General features: G+C 40.6%; 23 protein-coding genes and 1 pseudogene. 7 read left to right on the plus strand and 17 right to left on the minus strand.

The window, feature by feature from the left end; genetic code table 11:
- Positions 1–197: 197 nt before the first annotated feature.
- Positions 198–527: a hypothetical protein gene (locus tag BTA30_RS04920; protein WP_076759979.1), complete on the minus strand. Its 330-nt coding sequence runs from the start codon at positions 525–527 to the stop codon at positions 198–200.
- A 93-nt stretch (positions 528–620) separates the two neighbouring features.
- A complete protein-coding gene (gene htpG / locus BTA30_RS04925; RefSeq protein WP_076759981.1) occupies positions 621–2,501 on the minus strand; it encodes a molecular chaperone HtpG in 1,881 nt (626 codons plus the stop codon).
- A gap of 463 nt (positions 2,502–2,964) precedes the next feature.
- Here htpG and BTA30_RS04930 point away from each other — a divergent pair, with 463 nt between their 5' ends.
- Positions 2,965–4,503, plus strand: coding sequence for an ABC-F family ATP-binding cassette domain-containing protein (locus BTA30_RS04930; RefSeq protein ID WP_076759984.1), 1,539 nt, complete (start codon positions 2,965–2,967; stop codon positions 4,501–4,503).
- Positions 4,504–4,680: 177 nt separating this feature from the next.
- Here BTA30_RS04930 and yidA read toward each other — a convergent pair whose 3' ends face one another.
- The 4 genes from yidA to BTA30_RS04950 all read right to left on the minus strand — a co-directional run bounded on the left by yidA (position 4,681) and on the right by BTA30_RS04950 (position 7,898).
- Positions 4,681–5,493: a sugar-phosphatase gene (yidA, locus tag BTA30_RS04935; RefSeq protein ID WP_076759986.1), complete on the minus strand. Its 813-nt coding sequence runs from the start codon at positions 5,491–5,493 to the stop codon at positions 4,681–4,683.
- A 163-nt stretch (positions 5,494–5,656) separates the two neighbouring features.
- Positions 5,657–6,706, minus strand: a complete 1,050-nt coding sequence (locus BTA30_RS04940; RefSeq protein ID WP_076759989.1) for an iron-containing alcohol dehydrogenase family protein — start codon at positions 6,704–6,706, stop codon at positions 5,657–5,659.
- Entirely contained in the window at positions 6,706–7,356 is a 651-nt protein-coding gene (locus BTA30_RS04945; RefSeq protein WP_076759991.1) for an MtnX-like HAD-IB family phosphatase, read from the minus strand. The genes BTA30_RS04940 and BTA30_RS04945 overlap by 1 nt, the downstream gene beginning before the upstream one ends.
- Positions 7,357–7,493: 137 nt before the next feature.
- Positions 7,494–7,898 carry a DUF3052 domain-containing protein gene (locus BTA30_RS04950; protein WP_239693599.1) on the minus strand — a complete coding sequence of 135 codons (405 nt, stop codon included), beginning with the start codon at positions 7,896–7,898 and terminating at the stop codon, positions 7,494–7,496.
- 219 nt (positions 7,899–8,117) lie between these two features.
- Between BTA30_RS04950 and BTA30_RS04955 the strand changes: the two genes are divergently transcribed.
- Positions 8,118–9,083: an iron-hydroxamate ABC transporter substrate-binding protein gene (locus BTA30_RS04955; RefSeq protein WP_076759993.1), complete on the plus strand. Its 966-nt coding sequence runs from the start codon at positions 8,118–8,120 to the stop codon at positions 9,081–9,083.
- 138 nt (positions 9,084–9,221) lie between these two features.
- Here BTA30_RS04955 and BTA30_RS04960 read toward each other — a convergent pair whose 3' ends face one another.
- From BTA30_RS04960 to ydfH, 3 genes are all read right to left on the minus strand, one after another.
- A complete protein-coding gene (locus BTA30_RS04960) occupies positions 9,222–11,396 on the minus strand; it encodes an MMPL family transporter (protein ID WP_076759995.1) in 2,175 nt (724 codons plus the stop codon).
- A 117-nt stretch (positions 11,397–11,513) separates the two neighbouring features.
- Positions 11,514–12,152 (minus strand): two-component system response regulator YdfI, encoded by a 639-nt coding sequence (gene ydfI / locus BTA30_RS04965; RefSeq protein ID WP_076759997.1) that lies wholly within the window; start codon positions 12,150–12,152, stop codon positions 11,514–11,516.
- Positions 12,145–13,308 carry a two-component system sensor histidine kinase YdfH gene (gene ydfH, locus BTA30_RS04970; protein ID WP_076759999.1) on the minus strand — a complete coding sequence of 388 codons (1,164 nt, stop codon included), beginning with the start codon at positions 13,306–13,308 and terminating at the stop codon, positions 12,145–12,147. Before ydfH ends, ydfI begins: the two co-directional genes overlap by 8 nt.
- Before the next feature lie 324 nt (positions 13,309–13,632).
- On the opposite strand from ydfH, the gene BTA30_RS22680 reads away from it, so the two are divergent.
- The 3 genes and pseudogenes from BTA30_RS22680 to BTA30_RS04975 form a co-directional block, all read left to right on the plus strand.
- Complete coding sequence (locus tag BTA30_RS22680) at positions 13,633–13,803, plus strand: hypothetical protein (protein WP_094777291.1); 171 nt, start codon at positions 13,633–13,635, stop codon at positions 13,801–13,803.
- Complete coding sequence (locus tag BTA30_RS22685) at positions 13,800–13,976, plus strand: hypothetical protein (protein WP_094777292.1); 177 nt, start codon at positions 13,800–13,802, stop codon at positions 13,974–13,976. The genes BTA30_RS22680 and BTA30_RS22685 overlap by 4 nt, the downstream gene beginning before the upstream one ends.
- A 120-nt stretch (positions 13,977–14,096) precedes the next feature.
- Positions 14,097–14,600: pseudogene (locus BTA30_RS04975) on the plus strand (glycosyltransferase family 8 protein); the annotation flags it as partial.
- 41 nt (positions 14,601–14,641) lie between these two features.
- Here the strand turns inward: BTA30_RS04975 and BTA30_RS04980 are convergent.
- Positions 14,642–15,073, minus strand: coding sequence for a DUF6773 family protein (locus tag BTA30_RS04980; protein WP_239693598.1), 432 nt, complete (start codon positions 15,071–15,073; stop codon positions 14,642–14,644).
- Between the two features lie 167 nt (positions 15,074–15,240).
- On the opposite strand from BTA30_RS04980, the gene BTA30_RS04985 reads away from it, so the two are divergent.
- A complete protein-coding gene (locus BTA30_RS04985; RefSeq protein WP_076760005.1) occupies positions 15,241–15,615 on the plus strand; it encodes a VOC family protein in 375 nt (124 codons plus the stop codon).
- 15 nt (positions 15,616–15,630) lie between these two features.
- Here the strand turns inward: BTA30_RS04985 and BTA30_RS04990 are convergent, their stop codons facing one another.
- The 6 genes from BTA30_RS04990 to BTA30_RS05015 all read right to left on the minus strand — a co-directional run bounded on the left by BTA30_RS04990 (position 15,631) and on the right by BTA30_RS05015 (position 21,383).
- Entirely contained in the window at positions 15,631–15,789 is a 159-nt protein-coding gene (locus BTA30_RS04990) for a FeoB-associated Cys-rich membrane protein (RefSeq protein ID WP_076760267.1), read from the minus strand.
- 16 nt (positions 15,790–15,805) lie between these two features.
- Entirely contained in the window at positions 15,806–17,818 is a 2,013-nt protein-coding gene (gene feoB, locus BTA30_RS04995) for a ferrous iron transport protein B (protein ID WP_076760007.1), read from the minus strand.
- The gene (locus BTA30_RS05000; protein ID WP_076760009.1) at positions 17,815–18,042 is read right to left on the minus strand and encodes a FeoA family protein; all 228 of its coding nucleotides are present in this window, start codon (positions 18,040–18,042) and stop codon (positions 17,815–17,817) included. The genes feoB and BTA30_RS05000 overlap by 4 nt, the downstream gene beginning before the upstream one ends.
- Positions 18,043–18,210: 168 nt before the next feature.
- Positions 18,211–19,296 carry an acyltransferase family protein gene (locus tag BTA30_RS05005; protein WP_076760011.1) on the minus strand — a complete coding sequence of 362 codons (1,086 nt, stop codon included), beginning with the start codon at positions 19,294–19,296 and terminating at the stop codon, positions 18,211–18,213.
- A 472-nt stretch (positions 19,297–19,768) separates the two neighbouring features.
- Positions 19,769–20,191, minus strand: a complete 423-nt coding sequence (locus tag BTA30_RS05010; RefSeq protein ID WP_076760013.1) for a very short patch repair endonuclease — start codon at positions 20,189–20,191, stop codon at positions 19,769–19,771.
- A 73-nt stretch (positions 20,192–20,264) separates the two neighbouring features.
- The gene (locus BTA30_RS05015) at positions 20,265–21,383 is read right to left on the minus strand and encodes a DNA cytosine methyltransferase (protein ID WP_076760015.1); all 1,119 of its coding nucleotides are present in this window, start codon (positions 21,381–21,383) and stop codon (positions 20,265–20,267) included.
- A 76-nt stretch (positions 21,384–21,459) separates the two neighbouring features.
- Here BTA30_RS05015 and BTA30_RS05020 point away from each other — a divergent pair, with 76 nt between their 5' ends.
- On the plus strand, positions 21,460–22,599 hold the full coding sequence (locus tag BTA30_RS05020) for a hypothetical protein (protein WP_076760018.1): 1,140 nt from the start codon (positions 21,460–21,462) through the stop codon (positions 22,597–22,599).
- 40 nt (positions 22,600–22,639) lie between these two features.
- Here BTA30_RS05020 and BTA30_RS05025 read toward each other — a convergent pair whose 3' ends face one another.
- On the minus strand, positions 22,640–22,978 hold the full coding sequence (locus BTA30_RS05025) for a hypothetical protein (RefSeq protein ID WP_076760021.1): 339 nt from the start codon (positions 22,976–22,978) through the stop codon (positions 22,640–22,642).
- Positions 22,979–23,357 lie beyond the last annotated feature (379 nt).

A 23,357-nucleotide genomic window follows, 5' to 3' on the forward strand; every position in this document is an offset into this window, starting at 1 on the left:
CCTGTTATCTTACAAGCTTTTTTGATGCTTGGGTGTTTCTTTCCAAGTGAGTGACATGCTTTATGAGCACCTAGAGTGTACATATCGCTAATAAATTCTTGAGCTAAAGCTACCCCACAGAGTGTAACAAATACAGCGTAAATAGCCGCTTTCAGTCGATCAGTTACATCAGCAACATGGAAAGATGTAGTTTGTCCTTATTCTGCTTGTTTTTTAGCTTCAGGTACTTCATTTAGCGTCTGTTCAATTTGTTGATTTGAACTATCTTCTAAAAATTCTTTTAAATTATTAATTTCAGTATCAGTTAGACCGTAATCCTTTGCTACTTTGGTATCGACAATATAATTAGAACCTTTTTTAACAATTGAATTTTCCAAAGCCTCTAAAACAGATATGTACTTCTCCTTTTCAACAGAGACTGCTCCATTCTTTGAAGAAAAAGCATTACTAACTGTTGGCATTGTAAAAGCTAAAAATAAAGTTAAACTTAAAACAATTGCAGCAAAACTTGTGATTCTCTTATTCAAAAAAGCCCCTCCCTTTCTATTATTTAACAGTAAATAGCATATACGCAAAATAAAGATACATCCCATTTTTCAGAGATGTACCTTTGTTTATATTTATGCCATGACTTTGCATATATCATTGGTAAATTCGACAGGGTCGTCGATTGGCAAGCCTTCTATTAGCAGCGCTTGGTTGTACAGAAGGTTTGTATATAAACTGAACTTTTCCTTATCTTTTTCAAACGCCGCCTGCAATGTGCCAAATACATCGTGGTTTGTATTGATCTCCAACACTTTATCCGCTTTGACATGCTGATTATCAGGCATTGCATTTAGAATTTTTTCCATCTCGATGGTGACTTCGCCATCAGCCGCCAGACATACGGAATGCGTTTTTAAGCGTTTTGACGGTCTCACGCTTTTCACTTTTCCTGATAAAATGCTGTTCATTTCCTCAAACAGCTCTTTGTATTGATTTTCATCTGCATCTGATTTGTTTTGATCCTCTTCTGACTCGATCCCAAGGTCTCCGCTTGATACGGATTTAAATTCTTTATCTTGATAATTCGCCAACATTTTTATCGCGAATTCATCAATGTCTTCGGTGAAATATAAAATTTCATATCCTTTTTCCGAAACAAGCTCTGTCTGAGGCAGCTTTTCAATCCGGTCATAGGATTCGCCTGACGCATAATAAATGTATTTCTGATCTTCAGGCATTCTTGATACATACTCATCAAGCGTGACGAGTTTTTTCTCTTTTGAAGAGTAGAACAATAATAAATCTTTCAGTAAGTCTTTGTTGGCGCCGAAATCATTGTAAACCCCGAACTTAAGCTGTCTGCCGAATGATTGATAAAATGACTCATACTTGTCGCGATTGTTCTTCAATAAGCTTTGCAGTTCGTTTTTGATTTTCTTGCCGATATTTTTGGCGATCAGCTTCAGCTGCCTGTCATGCTGGAGCATCTCTCTTGAGATGTTGAGGGATAAATCCTCAGAGTCGACCATTCCCTTCACAAAGCTGAAGTGGTCAGGAAGCAGATCCGGGCATTTATTCATGATCAATACACCGTTTGAATAGAGCTCCAAGCCCTTCTCAAATTCTTTCGAATAGTAGTTGAACGGAATGTTTTCCGGAATGAATAGGATCGCATGATACCTCACCGCACCGTCGACGCTTGTATGAATATGAGCGAGAGGCTTGTCAAAACCGTAGTGCTTTTCCGCATAAAACGCCTCATAATCTTCATCTGTCAGCTCATTTTTATTTTTTCTCCAAATCGGCACCATGCTGTTGACCGTCTGTTCTTCCTGAACTTCTTCAAATTCATTTTCCGCATCTTCTTTCGGCTTGTTGACGGTCACATCCATTTTGATTGGATAGCGGATGAAATCAGAATATGTTTTAATAATATTTTTCAAACGGTCTACTTCCAAGTATTCATCATAATTTTCATCGTCAGTGTTCTCTTTCAATTTCAGGATCACATCTGTGCCGACCGATTCTTTCGCACATGGCTCCATCGTATAACCATCAGCGCCGGCAGACTCCCATTTATACGCCTCATCACGGCCAAGCGCCTTTGTCATGACAGTCACAACATCAGCTACCATAAAAGCGGCATAAAAGCCGACACCGAACTGGCCGATAATATCATGGCCGTCTTTCAATTCATTTTCATTTTTAAACGCAAGCGAGCCGCTTTTGGCGATCGTTCCAAGATGTTCTTCAAGCTCTTCCTTCGTCATGCCGATCCCGGTGTCTGAAATGGTGAGCGTTCTGTTTTCCTTGTCAGCGGACACCTTTATGTAATAATCATCCTTGTTAAACGTCAGAGAATCATCTGTCAGGGCTTTGTAATAGATTTTATCAATCGCATCGCTCGCATTTGAAATCAGCTCCCTCAAGAAGACTTCCTTTTGGGAATAAATAGAGTTGATCATGATGTCTAGCAATCTTTTAGATTCTGCTTTGAATTCTTTTTTAGCCACCTTTGCTCTCTCCTTTTTGGTTTAAACTTAGTGAAGAATATGTAGATATATGGTTCAGTTCTTTCACATCTTAAATAACATACCGTTTGATGGATGTCAATATATAACGAGTTGCCGAGGCGTGCCTCTTGTGAGGGCATTTGCCGATTTGACAACCGAGCACCTTTTTCATATCATTTGTTGTGAAGGAAATTTTGACTAAAACGAGGTGGAAAGGAATGGAAATTTTATCAACTGTTCTTAAAAGAGATTTGGCTTAAGACGGGAGAAGTCTGCCCTTTTTTAGAAAGCCATCTCAAGAACAGTTTGATATGATTTCGAATCCTTTCTTACGATATGTGATATGTAGTGGGTAAGGTGTATTCGCCTTACCCTCTTTTTTATACAACAGGATATTGATGCTTCACACTGTTCTCTTTAGATGGCTCATTTTTAAAAATAAGCCTTAAGGAGAGAATTCATCATGAGTATTGTTCAAGTTACACATCTCACCCATATGTATGGAGATCGGGTCACATTTCAAAATGTCAGCTTTCGCTTGCTGAAAGGCGAGCACGCTGGACTCGTCGGTGCAAATGGGGCCGGAAAGTCAACCTTTCTTCGGCTCTTGACCGGAAGTCTTCTTCCTGACCATGGAAAAATTGAGTGGCTGGCAAATGTCCGGCCCGGTTTTCTGGAGCAGCATACCGATCTTTCAGCAGGGACGACCGTCATTCAGTACTTGGAAAAGGCGTTTCAGCATTTATTTGAAATAGAAAGAGAAATGAATCTGCTCACAGAACACATGGCAGACGCCGGAGACAGCCTGGATGGGATGCTGAAAAGATACGGCGAGCTTCAGACTGAACTGGAACGCTCGGGATTTTACCATATCGGCGCAAAGATTGAGGACGCCGCCCAAGGCCTCGGCCTGACGGAGATTGGCCTTGATAAGGATGTCACGGCTTTGAGCGGGGGCCAGAGAACGAAGGTCCTTTTGGCCAAACTGCTGCTCGAAGAACCGCATGTGCTTTTATTGGATGAGCCGACCAATTATTTGGATGCGGAACATATTGACTGGCTGGCCGCCTACTTAAAAAACTATGAGCACGCATTCCTTGTCATCTCCCATGATGAACATTTTTTGGATGAGATTACAAACGTTACATTTCATGTGGAACATCAGACCATTAAACGCTATTCCGGCGGATACCGGTTTTTCCTGAAAGAATATGCGCAAATCCGGTCTCAGGCAAAAGCCGCTTATGAAAAACAGAGCAGACAAATTGAAAAATTAGAAGCCTTTATTGATCGGAACCGCGTGCGGAAAGCGAAGCAGGCAAAAAGCCGGGAAAAAGCGCTGAATAAAATCAAACGAATCGAAAAACCCGAAGACCGTCCCGCTCCCCGATTTGAATTTCAGACGGGGCGGAATCCGGCAATGACCGTGCTTGAGACAAAACAGCTTGAAGTTGGCTATTCCGCACCTTTATTTATGCCGCTTTCTCTGACCGTGAAACGGGGCGATAAAATCGCCATCATCGGAGAAAACGGCATCGGAAAGTCGACATTGATTAAAACACTGCTCGGCGACCTCAAGCCTTTAAGCGGCACTGTAACAGCCGGACAGCATATGAAAGCGGCATATTTTAAACAGGAAACCATGGCGTCATGCAGCACACCGCTTGAAAAAGTACGGACGCAATTCCCTGATTTAACAGAGAAAGACATCCGACAAAAGCTGGCCGCGGCCGGTTTGACAGGGGCCCATATCAGGCAGCCTCTTTCCACACTCAGCGGAGGTGAGCGGGCAAAAGTCCGTCTTGCAGAGCTGATGCTTACAAAAAGCAACTTGCTCATCCTTGACGAACCGACGAATCACCTTGACATATCAGCTAAAGAAACTTTAAAACAAGGGCTGCAAAACTATAAAGGAACGGTTTTGCTTGTATCCCATGATCCATCCTTTTACCAAAACTGGGTTTCACACATTTGGCAGATTCAAGATTGGACCCGAACATAAGAAAAAGCCGGCCCCCCGAGGCCGGCTTCCGTGTGCCGCATTCGTTAACAAGCCTGCATTTCGGTACCCACGTTTAAGACAAGAACGCCGCCGTCATCACGTTCTATGAAAGCCCGCTGTTCTTCCTAAGCTTCCAGGATTTTTAGGCCACGTTTTAAAAGACGACAAAATCCGGGCTTATTTTGACAATACAAGCTCTTGAATGGCGTGAGCGACGCCGTTTTCATTATTTGACTTCGTTTCATAATTTGCAGACGCCTTGACCTCAGGTATGGCATTCCCCATCGCAACTCCGCAGCCTGCCCAGTCGATCATTGTCAGGTCATTGCCGTTGTCGCCTATCGCCATAACCTCTTCTTTTGCGATACTTAACAGGTCTGCGAGCTGACGGACGGCATTTCCTTTACTGGCCGCCGGATGAAGGATTTCGTAAAAGAACGGAGAACTTTTCACCATTGTATAACGTTCCTTTACTTCCTCCGGTATTGCGGCGATCGTCCGGTCCAATTTCTCCGGCTCATCAATATACATTGCCTTTGGCGCCAGTATGTCTTCCGGTATCTCCTCCATCGTCCGAAAACGGAGCGGCACTTTGGTGACGTATGATTCATATACTGTATACGGACTGATTTCACGGTTTGGCGTATACAGATGAGATGAGTCAAAAAAGTGCATCGGCGTGTCTAGCGTTTGGCTGAGCTCATATAAAGATGTCACATCTTCATAGCCAAGCGTGAGCTCTGACACGACCTCCTGTGTATGCGTATTTTGAACAAGCGCACCGTTATAGGCGATGACATAATCGCCATCTTCATTTAAATTCAGCTCTTCTAAATAGCGGCTCACTCCGCCGAGAGGGCGTCCGGTGCAAAGGACGATCTTCACGCCTTTCGTTTTCGCCGCATGAAGCGCGTTCCTCACTTCCTCCGTTACTTCATGAAGGTCATTCAATAATGTTCCATCCATATCTATCGCGATTAGTTTGTACATGTTCCACTCTCCCTGATTAAAATCGTGCCTGAAATCATACCTCTGACCCATTTCTTCTTTATTTTATCACAGCGCTTAACTTTTATTTTTCTTTATGATTTGGAACGATCAAATGTCCTTGCAGAACAAAAAACAACCTCTCGGAAGAGGCTGTTTGCATGGCTTAAAATATCTCTTGAAGAATGGGGTCTTCATCAAGCAAGCGGAGCGCTTTTTCGCGATATGCCTTTTCATGCAAGTACGTAAAGCGGTTTGGCTTAACGGTATGAGAAAGACGGATCGCTTCGCGAAACTCATTTTTATCAAGATGAAGCGACTGTACATAGTCGAAAAAGCCTGTCCTAGTAAACACCTTTTCAATCCGCTCAGCCCGATGATTCTGTACATGGGCCATTATATAGGTGGCCACCCCCACTTGAATGCCGTGCATTTGCGGTTTTTTTGAGATTTTGTCAAGCGCATGGGATATGAGGTGCTCTGAACCGCTGATAGGCGCGCTGTTCCCGCTGATTTCCGTCGCGATCCCGCCCATGGTTAATGAACTGACCAATTCTTTTAAAAAGATCGGCTGCTTAATATCCTGCATCGGCGTACGGACAAAACTGTTCACTGCCTTCTTGCTGAGCATAGATGCAAAAGCATTCACATCGCTTGCTCCGTGCTGCTCTTCGAATTCCCAATCATAAAGGGCTGTAATATTGGACATCAAGTCACCGATGCCAGCTAAAATAAAACATTCCGGTGCCTTTTGAATGATATTCAAGTCAGCAATAATCCCATATGGAACCCGCGCCGGAACCGTTGTTTTTTTACCCTCGACTTGAAGCGAACAATTGCTGCTCGCAAACCCGTCGTTGGATGCCGATGTCGGAATGCTGATGAACGGAGTTCGTTTGGAAAAGGCGATGTATTTTCCGCAATCAACGACATATCCCCCGCCCATGGCAATCATGACATCATAATTTCCGATTGAAAATGCTTTCTGAATCAGCTCCTGAATATCAAGGCTTGGAGCCAGTTTAACGGCTTCGACTTTGACCTTTTGAAAAGCAGCTTTTAATGAGTTTTCATACTGCTGATATGAAAACTCATCAAAAAACATCACGGCCTTGGCAAACTGGTGCTTTTCCAATATCGCCTCCAATCGGCCAAGCACGCCTTCACTAATATCCAAAACCGCGGGAATGGCTATACTTGTAACCTGTCGCGGCATTAGACGATCAGCCCTTTTTGTTTGAAATACCGTTCGATATCCTCGAATGTCTCAACTGCTACAAACGGCACATCCTGTTCACGCAATAAATCCTGGAGCGCGTCTTTTGCAAACGTAACATCCGCAAATTTCGCCGGGTGGGAATCAGGCTCGCTGTCACCCGCAAAATAAATCATCTCATACTCTTCTTTCAGCTTCTGTATCACCTTTGATTTATCAATGCCATAGCGTTCAGAATAGTGCCAATGATTTTCATCAATTGTCATATGGACGTTGTCTTCTTTAAAAAAGCCTTTATTTGAATACACCTCAACATCTTTGATGCCATATTTCTTTAAAATATAATGAATATAATAATCTGTTCCTGCGCTTAAGATGAAAAAGTCGCCGCCATTTTCCTGGACATGCTGAATGAAGTCTGGTACATACTCGTCAATCGGAATGGAATGGATGTCATTAATGATGGTTTGTTCGCTTTGATTGATTGAAGCAAAAACGGTGCCCAGAAATTCAATATCTTTTAATTCGCCGGATTTCCACTTCTTAAACAATTCACGGCCTTCGGGAAAATATTTATCAATCACCATCCAGTAAAAATCCTGTTTGGAAATCGTCCCATCAAAGTCTGATACAAATGCCCATTTCTTCATGCTGCATACCTCTTTTCCATGGTATTTAAAAGATTAGATTCATTATACAAAAAGTTTGTGAATTATTGAACATAATAATATTTCTTTTTTGTGTACTTTATTTTACAAGATGAACATTGTTCGGACTGCCTGTCCTGTTATGATTCTTTCTCCGTACGCTGTTTACCTTTTTTAGTCACCGCAAAAGTTCGTTTCATTGTCTTAATGTTTTCCGCTTTCCGAAACCTGAGCGCTGACCAATCTTTATCAATGGCGATTTGGCGGACAGGTTCATATCCTTGATCGGCAAGCAGGCCGGCTACCGTATCGCGGCTGCAGTCTGAAATGTATGCCTTGGACGATTTTTTCGTATAGCAAAGCCAAAACAGGCCATCCTCCGCCAGATGCTGCTCCGCTTTTATGGCGGATGCCTGGAGATTTTCATTTGTCACGCCAAAAACTTGAATAAAGTCATATTTGCCATCATTCGCCTGCTGATGGACCTCGCCTTGAAATGCGGCCATGATGTCACCGTAAGATGCAGGCGCGTTTAAAATGAGCACGGGCTATCCGAAGTCCTTGAACTGCAATTTTTTGATCACCGGATGTGTTTCTGCCATCTCTAATCAGTCCTTTTTATGTTTATAGTAACAAATTATCCAAAACATCCGTAATCATACAAAGCAAAAAAATGATAGACGAATGAGGCCTTGTTTGCTATATTTACATTGATAATGCGAATCATTATCAATTGAAGTGCTTGACATAAACAGGAGGATCCAGTGAAAAAGCGATCATTTATTATAAGTTTGGTTATGATGTTGTGTTTATTGGTCAGCGCATGCAGCAGTGCATCGCAATCAAGCGGAAACAGCGGCGACGAAAAAGCGGCTGCAGAAACGACAAAAACGTACAAGTCGACGCGCGGAGACGTGGAGATTCCGACACATCCAAAGCGCATCGTGACAGACCACTACGCCGGTGAATTGCTGACTGTCGGAGCAAATCTGGTCGGTTCCGGCTCATGGAGTTTCACCAATCCGTTTTTGAAGGATAAGCTGAAAGATGTCACCGATCTGGGCGATCCGATCAATGTGGAAAAAGTCATGAAGCTCAAGCCCGATTTAATCGTCGTCATGAAAGATGACAATTACGACAAGCTCTCGAAAATCGCGCCAACCGTTGTGATTCCTTATAACACGGCGAAAAATGTGCAGGAAACGGTGAAGATGTTCGGCGATGTGGCAGGCGCCAAAAAAGAAGCGGAGCAATTCCTCGCCGATTTTGAACAGCAATCAAAAGACGCACGGAAAAAAATCGCCAAGGTGATCAACAAAGACGCCACATTCGGCATTTATGAAAACACGGACAAAGGAAAGCTGTGGGTGTTCAACGACAACGGCGGCCGCGGAGGCCAAGCGATTTATAACGCACTCGGCTTAAAAGCGCCGGAAAAAATCGAAAAAGACATCATTCAAACAGGAGAAATGAAAGAAATCTCCATGGAAGTTCTGCCTGAGTATGCCGCTGACTATATGTTCGTCACAAATTATAACCCGAACGGCGACAGCAAAACACTCGACAAATTGAAGGAATCTTCCATCTGGAAAAACTTAGACGCTGTTAAAAACAACCGCGTCTTCATCAATGATTTCGACACCTACTATCCATACGATCCGATCTCTGTCAGCAAACAGGTTGATTTGATTACGGAGATGCTGGTGAAGCGCGCAGAGGAGAATAAGTAAAAAAGCTGGGTCGAATCCCAGCTTTTAAGGCTGTCGAGATTTTCTCGACACGCTGAAGGGATGAAAATCCCAAAACAAAAAACCGTTTTGGGATTTTGTCAACAATCTGAGCAGATCTCGTAAAAGATCTGCTTTCTATTACATACTGATTTGTTTCTTTTGTTCATGATCTATTTCTGGCTGTATTTCCTTCGTGAGTTGATGCCCTTCTATGTCCACATTCGTAATAATCTTGTCTAGCCATTTTGGCAAATACCAGGCTGCATTCCCCATCAGCTTCATCACACTTGGAATCAGTGTCATTCGTACAATAAATGCATCAAAGAGCACACCAAAGGAAAGAGCCAACCCGTTGGCTTTAATAGAAGCTTCACCAGCAAAGATAAATCCTGCAAAAACGAATATCATGATCAGGCCGGCTGCGGTAACAACAGGACCGCTGTGTTTTAATCCAGCTTGAATCGCTTGGACTGGATTCTTTGTTTTCACATATTCTTCACGCATTCTGCTTACAAGGAATACTTGATAATCCATGGCTAATCCAAACAGTATCCCAATAGATAAAATCGGCAAGAACGCGAGTATCGGCCCTTTTTCAGGTATTTTGAAAAAGTCGATGAGATTCCCGTCTTGTAAAACAAATACACAGATTCCAAGAGTGGCTGTCATCGTCAATATGAAACCTGCAACAGCAACAAGAGGCACAAGCAACGAACGGAATACGATTGTCAGCAATACAAACGCAAAACCAACAATGAGTACAGCAAACACCGGTATCGCATCATTAAGGCGATCTGAAATATCAATATTCACTGCAGTCGATCCAGTAACGAGCAAATCTACCCCGTTTTTATCTGATAAGCTGCGTACATCCTTTACCAAATCCTTCGTTGCTGCATCATTTGGACCTGTTGCAGGAACTACTGTAATGATGGCAAAGTTCCCTTCTTTATTAAGCATTGCAGGAGTGACACTCGCTACATGGTCCAGTTCCTTTATTTCTTTCACTGCATCTGCGAAGGCTTCCGCCTTATTTTCTGTCACACTTGCGGCATCCGCTACGATTGTTAATTGACCATTAAATCCTTCTCCAAAACCGTCGGCAAGCAAGTCATAAGCCCGGCGATCTGGATTATCCTTCGCTTTCATCCCTGCATCAGGCAAGCCCAGCTCCAAATGCATAGATGGGATACTAATAACGAGCAAAATGAGAATGCTGCATACACTTAGCATAATAGGATTTTTTGTGACAAAGCGTCCCCAGACATTTGTATCAGCGCTTTGTTTTTCTTTTTTCTTGTTTGATTTCGGTACCATCCGTTTCCCCGCTATCGACAAGACGGCAGGCACAAGCGTGATTGAAGCGAGAACAGCCATCAGTACACTAAGCCCTGCTGTCAGCCCCATTGCAGACATAAAAGGAATGTTAACGACAGTCAATCCGCAAAGTGCGACGATAACAGTAAGTCCGGCAAAAACGACTGCACTCCCAGCTGTTCCTGTAGCTCTCGCAATGGACTCATTTTTTTGTATACCTTCACCTAAAAACTGGCGGTGCTTCGTAAAAATAAATAAAGCATAATCAATCCCAACTGCAAGGCCAATCATTCCGGCTAATGAAAGACTAACGGAAGCAATATTGAATACTTGTGTCCCAATCAAAACAAGCCCAATACTTACACCTAATCCAATCAGTGCTGTTAAAATCGGCAAACCTGCTATTAATAAGGAGCCGAATATAATGGCTAAAACTACAAAGGCCAAGATAATGCCGACAATTTCAGACACTCCGCCTATCTCCATCTCGGCTCCTGGTATATCTCCGCTTAGCTCAGTTTGTAACCCCTCGTCATCAGCCAATTTCAAACTGTCTTTTAAGTGTTTGATAGAGTAATCTTTTATATCATCTGCTGAATATTTATACTTAATATCAGCATAGGCAACTGTGCTATCTTTCGCGATTGTTCCTGTAACAAAAGGACTTGCAATCGAGTCAACGGAATCATCTTTATTGATTTCCTTGAACGTATTTTCTATTGCTTTTTTGGCTGACTCTGCAGTAAGTTTCTCTCCATCTTCAGCACCGAAAATCACCCGTATGCTCCCTTTATCAGGGCCGTGAGGAAATTCTTTTTGAATGACATCCATTGCTTTTTCCGAAGGTGTGTCAGGTATGGACATATCCTCAGAAAAACTTGGTTTTAACGTGATTGCAAGGTCTATCGAAGCAACTAACACAACGATCCACGCGCATATAACTTTTATGCGATTGCGAGCAACCCATCCTCCTAATTTATATAACATTTTTGACATGATAATCTCCTTTCAACACATTGCTTGATCACATTCTTTCTCATTGTAGTGGACAATGAAATAAAAAAAACGTACATTCGGGCATGTACGTTTGGGCAAATTTCAAATTTGATATTATTAGTCTAATGTCAGAATACCTCTTTGCATGGCAATCGTCACTGCTTCAGTTCTTGAATTTGCGCCTAATTTATTGTAAATGGACGTTAGTCTAGACTTTACTGTTCTCTCAGAGACGCCCAAATCAAAGGCGATCGCTTTGCTTTTAAGACCTTTAGCAATTGCTTTTAGAACAATGACTTCCTTTTCTGTCAGCTGCGTATCACTGCTCTGCTTCTTCATCCGCTCCAATTGAATTTCTTGCAGACGTTTTAAGATATCAGGCTGTAATAGCACGTTTCCTCTTATTGCTGCATCCATTGTATGAAAAAGGGTTTCTGAACTTGTATCCTTCAATAGATATCCTTTCGCCCCTAATTCAATTCCTTCAATCATTAAGTGATCTTCATTATACGTAGTCAAAATAATGATGGGGATGTCGTGTTTTTCTTTTATTTGTTTAATGGCTTCTAACCCGCTCATCTCTGGCATATACAAATCCATGAGAATAATATCCGGTTTTAATTCATCTGCAAGGCGGACTGCTGCTTTGCCATTTTCCGCCTCTCCTATGATGATGTAGTGATCATTCGTTTCAATTAAAAGCTTCAGACCTTCCCTCACGACAAGATGGTCATCAACGATTAAAACCTTATTCATCTTGCATCTCTCCCTGAATTGGTACAGTGATCTCAATTTGTGTTCCTTTAGATTTTGTACTCTTTATATTGAATTGGCCTTTCATTGCTCTGACGCGTTCTTCTATGCCGAGAAGCCCATAATGTCCTCTCTTTTTCTTGCCCTTTTCAACATCAAATCCTTTGCCATTGTCCTTGACGGTTAAATGGAGCCTCCTCTTATCATCATCCCAAATGGATACCGAGATCGTTTCTGCTTCAGCATGCTTTGCTGCATTCGCTATGCATTCTCCAATGATGTAGTAACAGTTTTCAGCTGTTCGAACGTCCGGCACTTGATCTAATCTGTAGTCTAAAAAACAAGCCATGCCTGACGACTCTTGAAAATGATCCATTAATGAGGTAATTCTTTCTTTTAAAAAACCGATTTCTTCTGATTTGCTGCGCAGATCGTCAATCGCTGAACGTGCATCAGCTAATGTGCTTTTCACTCTATTCATAGATTGTTGAACGATTTCTTTTGCTCTCTCTGTGTTGTCTTTGGCGAGATGAACATGAATCGCATCCAGCTGCATATTTAAACTGACCAGCCCTTGAGCAAGCGTATCGTGTAAGTCCCGGGCCATACGCTGTCTCTCGTTTTGCAGCGTCAGCTGTTCTACCTGCTGATGAGCCAGCTCCAGTCTTTCAAGAGTCAGCTGCGCTTTTGTCTTTTCATCGACTTGGGCAAAAAGTGTAGCGGCATAAGTAATAATCACGATCATAATAGGTACAGCAATGACAAGAAAATGCAAATATTCACCTTTGTGAATCTGATATGATAAATTGATTGATAGCAGAAGCAGTAAATAAAGGATGAGGAAAGTCTTTCTTCTGTCTGCCATCCCTATAATCTGTCCAATCAAAAATGCATAAAGGCCAATGATGATCAGCACTAAGAAGCCTGTCATGAGATTAGCAAGTATAAAAGTGATCAAACCTTGCAGTACAAAATATAGAATGACCCTTTTCTTAACCCAGCGATATGAATGCCAATGAAACAAAGCAAAGATGGCGGTCAATACTGTAAACACATGAAGCAATAAAATGGACCAGCTCCCATTCAGAAATTGCAGCACGATAGAGGCTACATAAATCATGAGGATAAAAGCCAGGCCCGGCACTCTGAGTGCAAGCATATTTAATGCCCGCCTATCATGTAAGTAGTACTTTTCTTTGAAAGGATTCCTCAAACCTCATTCACTTCCTTTAACAGTTTAACCGAAAAGAGACTAATGAAAATCGATCCCATTTCATTGAACGTGTAACATACATTTATCCAATCATTTTATAGGAAGAGAAGGAACACAACAATACCAAGGTGCAGTGAACCATTAGATGTTCCCAACATATGATCATTGCCCAAACGTACATATGCGTTCTGCCTTTATGTACGTTTTATCTTTCCAAATTTATATTTAAAATAATGAGGAACTCACTATTCATTAAAGGAATGATCAACATTGAAATCGATTGATCTCACAATTTTATCATTAAAAAGAAAAGGAATCAGAACTGAGAAAGTGTCAAAAAATCAGTGCCCTGATCGATTAAGCAGTGCGAACGAAAAAACAGACAAGCATAGAAACAAAAATAGTCAATCAAAGAACACGTGTAAAGAAAAAGAGGAATGAATATGTATTGGTTTTTAGGTGCTTTATTATATGTTCTCATCGGTACTTGTATATTCATTGGAGTCATTAGAGACAGTCACTCAGGCTCATGGATACTCCTTGCATTAGCAGCCCCGCTCATCATTGTTGGCTATCCTTACTTTTATTTAAAGCAGCTTCTTTCCAATAGATAGTGAAATAGACGCTATACAATCTGAGGATCTTGCATGATCCTTTTTTTTTCGGCCTATCGACGGTGTTTATTTTTTGAAAAAAGGAAATAGAACAAAAAAAGAAAAGGAGATGGAAGACATATGAAAAGCGACCAAACCATGCATATTATCTCTTGTACAGACAATAACTACGCACAGCATTTAAGCGTGATGTTCGCATCATTGCTGACGAATATGGATCAGACGCGCGATGTGAAACTGTATGTCATCGACGGGGGGATTGAACCGGAGAATAAAAAGCGTCTGGAAGAGACGACACTCCAATCCGGGGCTCCCATTACATTTCTTAATGTGGAAAAAAGCCAGTATGACCGGGCGGTTGAAAGCAGCCATATTACAAAAGCGGCTTACTATCGAATTTCGATTCCCGATCTGATTGATGACGAATCCGTCAAACGAATGATCTATGTCGACTGTGACGCCTTAGTATTAGAGGATATATCGAAGTTGTGGGACAAGGACATATCACCTTATTTCGCAGCGGCGGTTGAAGATGCAGGCCAGCATGAACGGCTGAAAAAGATGAACATCAGTGATGAAGCAAAATATTTTAACTCGGGCGTAATGATCATCGATATGGAAGCCTGAGCATGTTCTAACGAACATTGCTGGGAATCCCAGCTTTTTTATTGTTTTTTTTCTTGGATGTTCGATAACTTAAAAGCAAAATTAAAGATGAAACAGAAAGGAGCGAAGAATAGAATAAACATCAATATTTGATTTAATAATCCTTTCAAAGTAAATGGATATGAAATCTCACCAAGGAGAAAAGATAACATCATCCACACGATAAAGGTAGGAAACACCGCTTTTAAGCCAAGCCCCCTCTTCTTTCTTAACAAACCTTTGCTCACGAGTCTAAAAGAATAATAGCCGCTGCCAATAAAAAATAGGATGATCAAGAGCAGGTTGCTCGGTATCTCGTATGCAGTCATGATAAAGATGGAAATAAAGATCAGTGAGAGAAGGTGCACAAACCCTTCCATTCCTATTTTTCGTTCCTGCTCAGCCTTTTGATGATCTCGCATTACTTTCGCCCCCTTTCTACTGTTTTCCATTTACGCCAACAGAAGTCATATTACCAATAAACATCCATGAAAACAATAATTGAACAAGAACACCACCACTCCCGTTTCACGTGAAACAAAATATGCTGTGAAAAAATCGATATATTGGGATCAATTGTGTAAAATGTTAATAATGACAAAAAAGGGAGAGATGGTCGATGAGAATCCAAAAGGTTGGACAAATCGGGGTGCCTGTTCAAGATTTGGACCGGGCGGCGAGATTTTATCAAGATGTATTGGGCCTGTCCCTTTTATTTCGGACAGACGGCATGGCTTTCTTTGAATGCAATGGACTTCGCCTTCTGCTAAGCCTTCCGGAAAAAGAAGAATTTGCCCACTCCAGTTCTATCATCTATTTTCAAGTTGAAGATTTGGCAGGAGCATATGAAAAATTGACGGGTAAAGGCGTCTCCTTCCTCGGTAAGCCGCATATTGTGGCCAAAATGGAGCAAACGGAAACGTGGATGGCATTTTTTAAAGATACCGAAGGAAATACCCACGCTTTGATGAGTGAAGTGTTGATATCAAAATGAAAACAGCTGATCACTTCAGCTGTTTTTCATTTTCCCATCATCACAAGCGGATGGACAGGAACGATTCAATTCACAGGCGGCGCATTTACCTTTCCGGCTTCTTTTAACAAGCTTAAAAAGCGTCCATGCCGCATATCCGAAGATAAGCGCCCCGATCGTAATATTAAAAAGCATGCTGCCACACCCTTCCTTATGAAAATCCAAGCAGTCTGCCGCCCTGATAAATCAGGAACGCGATGGCATAAGCAATCACCAAGCCGTAAGCAATGGACAAGAACATCCATTTTTTCGAGTTCGTTTCTTTTTTAATCACGGCTACTGTCGCCAAGCAAGGAACATATAAAAGAACAAAAGCCATGAATCCATAAGCGGCCAGCGGTGTAAATTGTTGTGCCATCATGCCTTGCAGCTGGGCTTCAGGCACAAAATAGATAATGCTCATTGAGGCGACGACGACTTCTTTTGCAAGAAAGCCCGTTAACAGCGACGCGGCTGCCTGCCATGTACCAAACCCCAGCGGCATCAGCAATGGAGCCAGCACACCGCCGATCATCGCCAAAAAGCTGTCATCCATCTCTACACCCGTTCCGCCCGATCCCGTATAGGATAAGAGCCAAATGAGGACAGACCCGCCAAAAATATAGGTCCCGGCTTTGCGGACGAATCCTTTTCCTTTTTCCCATGTCGAGCGCCATAATGTGCGGGCTTGAGGCAAACGGTACGGCGGCAGCTCGATGACAAAGAATGATGTTTCTTCTTTCAGCTTTGACGATGATAAAAATTTGGCCAGCGCCAATGCCGCCGCGATTCCAAGAACATATAAGGAAAGAACGGCTAAAGCCTGATGCGCCGCAAAAAAGGCCCCTGCAAACAGAGCGTAGACCGGCAGTCTTGCCGAGCAAGACATAAAAGGTGTCAGCATAATCGTCAGCAGCCTTTCCTTTGGCTGTTCAACGGTTCTGGCTGCCATGACGCCGGGGACATTGCATCCAAAACCGATGATTAACGGAATAAATGCTTTACCATTTAAACCGATCGCCTCCATCAGACGATCCATCACCATCGCGACCCGCGCCATATAACCGGAATCTTCAAGCAGCGATATAAAGAAAAATAAAATAAAAATCTGCGGCACAAATACTAAAACACCGCCCACACCGGCAATGATGCCATCGAGAATCAACGCTTCGATAAACGGGCTGGCTCCCATCGCGGTCAATCCTGAAGCCGTCCACTCCGTCAAGGGGCCGCCGATAAATCCGTCAAGCGCATCAGACAACGGAACGCCGAGCCAGTCAAATGTCAGCATAAACATGAGATACATAAATGCCAGAAATATCGGAATTCCCAGTACTTTATGCGTCACAACGGCATCAACACGCTCAGTTAACGTCTGCTTGCGATCTTGTGGAAATTGAACAGAAGACGACGCCACTTCATCGATGTACTGTTCCCTGACATTGTAAATATGCTGATGCAGAGATTTCGCTATGTTTTCTCGGATGAGGCGTTCTTCAGCCGTCTGGCAAATCTCTTGTAATCTTGCTTGCTCAACCGTTGATTCCAGCTGTTCCTTCATTTTTGAGTTGCCTTCTAAATATTGAAGGGCCATCCAGCGCTTTTGTACGCCGGGACGATCCGGTATGATGGAGGCCAGCTCGCTTATCGCCTGCTCCAATATGCTGCCATAGTCCATCCTCAGCGGCTTTTTCCGTTTCTCTTTCTGTGATAACAGATGACGGCTGAGTTCATCACACCCTTTGCCGCTGCGGGCTACAATCGGGATGACGGAAACGCCCAGTGCTTCCGACATGGCCTCGTGGTCAATGAAAATGCCGCGCTGCTTGGCCACATCTGTCATATTTAATCCGATCGTCAGCGGATGTCCGAATTCAAGCAGCTGCACCGTTAAATGAAGATTCCGCTTTAACTGTGAAGCATCTACGATATTTAACACTTCTGTAAACGATTCTTTTAATAAAAAATCGGTGACAACACCTTCATCACGCGATAGAGGACTCAATGTATAAACCCCCGGCAGATCAATCATCATTCCTTGTTTATGGCGGAGCATGCCCACTTTTTTCTCTACGGTTACACCGCTCCAGTTTCCCACATATTCATAGGAGCCTGTTAACGCATTAAATAATGAGGTTTTTCCCGTATTCGGATTTCCGAAAAGTGCAATTTCCTGGTGGGTCATAGCTTTTCAATCCTTATTTGTTTCGCATCATGCAGCCGTATACTGACGCACTGCCCGCCTGTTTCAAACATGCACGGACCGCCAAACGGCAGCTTTCGCTTCACACAAATTTCCGCGTCCTCTTTCATGCCGAGATGAATGAGCCTCCGCTGTACCAATTCATTCACTTCTGAAAAATCTATGATTTTTGCTTTCTCTTTTTGTCTTAAATCTGCTAAAACCATCGTCGATGCCTCCACATCTGAAAATGAGAATCGTTATCATACTATGATTATAGGTAACAAGTCACCTTTTAATAGAACTGACATGTGTCAAAATGAGAACAATTTAAACAAAAAAGCGAAACATCAGGCCGGGATTTCCGCCGAGCTGATGTTTCGCTTTCGTCTATTTTAGCCTGCATGGTGGTGGGCTTTTGGCTCTGGCCTCTTCTGCTTCGGCTGATAAATTTTCCCGACAAACATATAGCCGTATTTAAGCTTATTGGCGGCCCAAGAAACGACAATCGCACCGCCCGTACAAACGAAGAAAAGCAGCACAACGGCCGGCACTGTACTGATGCTGTCGATACCGCTTAATATGACCATTCCGATAATCAGAAAGAAAGCATGCAGCAAATAAATAGAGAAAGAATAGTTGCTGATAAACATGATCAGTTTTGGAACGGACTTCAGCTTGGAAAACAGATGGAAGCATAAGAAAATGATGCTTGTCGAGTAAAACAAGATATCCGGCCGTTTGGAAGAAATCGCTAGACTTTGGCTGAAGTAGGATATCGCAACAATAGAGACGGCCGACACGATAGCGGCTGCATAAACCTTATAGCGGTGCTTATCCAATAGCGCCAAAAAGCGCTTATAGTCTTTCCCGCAATAATATGCCAAACAAAAATAGAAAAGCCAGCCGGGAAACGGCACCCACGAAAATGGAAACGGCGCCTGCTCATGTACGACGGGCGGATTCACAAACGTAAAATAGCTTAAATAAGCGGCTGTGACCAGAAAAGATATGGAAAGCACCCATTTTGGCGATGCTTTTTGCAAAAAAGAATGGAAGCACATATGCAAGAGATAAAACTGAAAGATCACGAGGATAAAATAGCCGATGAAATTCCCCAAAAAAATGTTGGCCAACAGCTTGTTTAAAATAGCGGCTGCATGAAACTGCTGCATCATCAGGCCGGCCGTTAAAAAGGCATCCAGAACAGCAATAAATAGAAAAGGTATGAATATCGTTTTCAATCTCTTTTTCAAAAAACCTTCCGGAACACCGCCGGAGTATGCGTGTGCCAGCAAAAATTCGGAAATAAAAATAAACGCCGGGGTGCTGAACATCAGGAGGGTCCGGAAAGACTCAATCACGCGAACCGCATCACCAAGCAATTCCCCCCGTATGACAAGGACCATGGATATCGCATGAAGTAAAACAACGCTCAAGCAGGAGATACAGCGAATCACGAAAATTTCTTTCACTTGCACAACTACCACTCCTCTTTCGAATTTGAAATAATTTCAAATTAACATAACAATCCAAATAGAGGAAGAGGCAAAGTACTTAAGTTCTCTTCCTTATTTAATCAAATGGCGCAAGAGTAAAACTTGTTTTTAAAAAACAATAGAGATAAATAAATCTTTAAAACTCAGTGTTGTCTAGTTGAGCTATTAGAATTAACAGGAGCGAAGGATAAACTGGACTGCCTTCCCTATCCTAAAACTTTGGATTAATAGATTATTTATTAAATTAAACGGCTGCTCTTGATATATATTACCGAACAAATTCTATATAATTTTGGACAATATTTTCGTTCGTTTAAAAGGATAACATAAAAAAATTAATTTATTTAATGACATAGCTTCGATTAATTTGCGACTTTACAGATAATCTATAAAAAATTGGTAAAATCAAAAAAACCGTAGTTGTAACTTGGTGTTGAGCATTGTGGTCTTATATTTACTTTCTCTCATTTTTTAATTTCATTATTTTTTTATAAATTTTGTTCACAGTCCCTTCAAAATCCTCTCTTAAACTATGCTCCCAAATTCTTATTATATTCCACCCTTTGTTTCTATAAAATTCAGTTACAATTCTATCCCTTTCTATATTTCTTTCAATTTTATTTTTCCAAAAAACAATATTGCTTTTAGGTATTCTTTTATGATCTGGACATCCATGCCAGAAGCAAGAATCGATAAACACTACTAATTTTAATTTTTTTATAGAAATATCGGGTTTTCCAAATAGAGTTCTAGTATTAACTCTAAATCTCAATCCACGTTTCCATAATTCCTTCCTTACCATTAACTCTATCTTACTATCTTTTGACTTAACCGCTCTCATAGTAGCACTTCTCTTTTCATTATTTACGTTATCCATAAGTCGCCCTCCTTACTTTAAATCTCTTTAAATATTTAAAACCACCATTCAGATAAATGGTGGTCAGTCATTTTTATTTAACTCCTTCAAGTTGAAACTTCAGTTGATGATCTTTTTTACTGATCGACAGGGTATAGTAAGCCGCTCTTGCTATATGCCAAGCCATAACAGGTGGAACAGCATTACCAATCATTTTATAAGCGCTGGATGCTGATACCACAAAGTTAAAGTCGTCTGGAAACGATTGAATTCTTGCGCACTCTCTTATCGAAAGTCTTCTCCACCCTCTCATATCATTATCATCAGGCAAGATGGTATTATAGTGGGCCTCAATATTACCATGATGTTCCGCTCTGATTGTCCCCGCTGGTCGATTTTTAGGTATTCTATTATTGCCTTGCATTTTCCTACCGGGATAAAACTTCGCTTTAGAATAATCTTTACTAGTATGATTCAATACATTCGGGTCGTCTATTTTATCCCATATGTCATCTAACGCCTCTTCAGAGGTTACCCATGGTTTTCCTTGCGTTTCGAATTCAGAATGGGTAGGTTTTGGATAATAAATAGCTTCATAAATATCTTTTCTAACACCAAAAATAATCACTCTTTTTCTAATTTGAGGAACACCAAAGTCAGCCGCATTCAGTACTTTATACTGAACCTCATATCCACTCTTCTCGAAATCGCTTAAAATGGTATCTAGTGCGGAAACATCTAAAGTTTTATCAGCTTTATTAGTTCTAATACCATCGACGTTTTCCGCCACAAACATCTTTGCGTCACAGTGTTTAATAACCCTTATCATATGCTCGTAAAGTCGACCTCTTTCAGAGGTAAGGCCTTTTCTTTTACCAGCAAGGCTAAAATCTTGGCACGGAAAACCACCAATAACTACTTCAGCTTTAGGTATTTTGCTTAAATCTATTTCAGCTATACTTTCATTTACACCTTTATGTTTAAAGTTATGTTCATAAACCCTCATGGCAGCCTCAAAAATATCATTTGCAAATATAATGTTAAATGGATTGATTGAGTACTTTTTATTTAAGTATTCAAACCCTCCTGTAAACCCAAGATCCATTCCCCCACAACCACTAAATAGAGATACCACATTTATTTTTTTTTCACTTTTCAAATTCAAAGTATCGACATCTATTTCAAAAGGATTACTTTCATAAAAAGTAGTCATTTATAGTCACCTCATTACACATATAGTATAATTTTTGTAAATGATTTCTGTTTAAATATCCCGAGGAGGAACTTATATGATTAATGAATTTTTAAATATTATCGCTAAAAGAATTGAACAAAATAAATCTTTGAAAGACAGAATCAAGGATGGAGATTCTTTCGAAAAACATGTTTATGAAGAAATGAAGAAAGTCTCTTTAACCGCTAATAAATTCAACGTTTCAAATGTAGAACATAACGGTTCTCATTCTTTTCCCGATTTGAAAGTTACCTTTTCTAATAATACCATATATGGCGTTGAAATTAAATTTTCGGCGTCAGGGAATTGGAAGTCAAAAGGAAACAGTGTTTTTGAGAGTCTTTCAAACAAAGAGTCAGATGATACAGCTTACAAAGATATTTTTGTGTTTTTTGGTAGAAAACCAAAAACAAAGGAAGATATACAAAATATAGAAATTAAATTCGCTACTTATGGATCAAGCATTGACAAAATTGAGGTGACACACTCGCCCAGATTTTCTATTAATATGAACCAAAAAGAGAGTGATTTAACGAAATTATTTGGTTTAGATAATACTTATACGGATTTTCGTGTAAAATCAAATGAAGAGAAAAATAAACTGCTAAGAATGTATTTCCAAAAAGTCACAAAACAAAGTGCGTCTGACAAGTGGTATATGCCAAATTTGGCAGACGAAGACCTGAGTGTTGAACCTTTGCTTTTTTCATCATTGAATAACGCTCAAAAACAGCAAATAATCGCTGAATCTTTCATCTTATTCCCTTTTGATCTCTTTAAAAGGAGAGCTGATTACATTAATGTAGCTTCCTACATGATCTCTAAACACTTTGTTTACAGCACAGCATTAAGAGATCCATTTTCAGCAAGTGGAAAAACGATTATTCTAGAGAAGGACATCAAATATCCACACATATTAATGACTTTTTACAATCATAAAATGAAGATAAAGGAGGTATTACGAAACCCACCATCTGAAAATTTTGAAAGAGACTGTTATAAATCATGGGGAAAAGCTTTAAACGAAAATCACAACCCCAAAATATCACTTAATAAGGAAGCTGATCTTGAATTTTCCTTCGAAAAAATTATTAAGAATTTTAAACCAGAGCTTGAAATAGAAGATATGAAAACAAATGATAAGCGTAACGTTTATATTGATTTGTCCAAGTTTTATCATTTAGAATTGATTTGATAAATTTAAAGACACTCAACTCTATAGTTGGGTGTTTTTATTAAAGTTTCTTTTCTATCATTTTAAGCGTCTCTAGAATCTCAGAAAGTATACCTTCAATGTAATTATTAGATCCTTCTTCAATAAAAGTTCTTGAGAAAGAAGTTGGAACACTTTTATGTATGTCACTTTTCAATCCATATTTAAAAGCAACATCCCAAGTAGTATGGTTTTCACTTTTATATCTGCGAACTTCCTCAAACATTTGAATGTGTTTCTCTGAAAGCTGTTGTCTATTACCTATCAAACCTTTTTTCCTTAAATGTTTTTTAAAAAAACGAACATTACCAATTTTATCGCCAACTTTATCTTTGAATTCTACATCAGTGTACTTGTACAACCGTATCCTCCTGACTTTGTAAACTTTTATAAAGTTTTATTAAATTTATTATAAGTTTATTTTGAAGTATTGTCAATCCATAATTAACCTTATAATACGCAATTTGTTTTGTTTAAGATCCTTAGAAAATAATACCGATTGTATATAAAAAGAATTTAAACTTTAAGAAAAAATTCAAAATATTAGTAAGAAACGCACTATTTTATAAGTGAAAAAGCAAAAGGTTCATTTCAAAAACGTTTATTCTATTTATAAGGAGCGGCGAAAAAAAATATAAATTCTTTGATCTTTTATCCACTTTGGATATAGACAAGATCCTATTCAGTTTTTTAAAATTCAATAAAAAAGCATGGCCTGCAAGGGACTAACTTCCATAAGA

Source organism: Bacillus swezeyi (assembly GCF_001969815.1).
Lineage (GTDB): Bacteria > Bacillota > Bacilli > Bacillales > Bacillaceae > Bacillus > Bacillus swezeyi.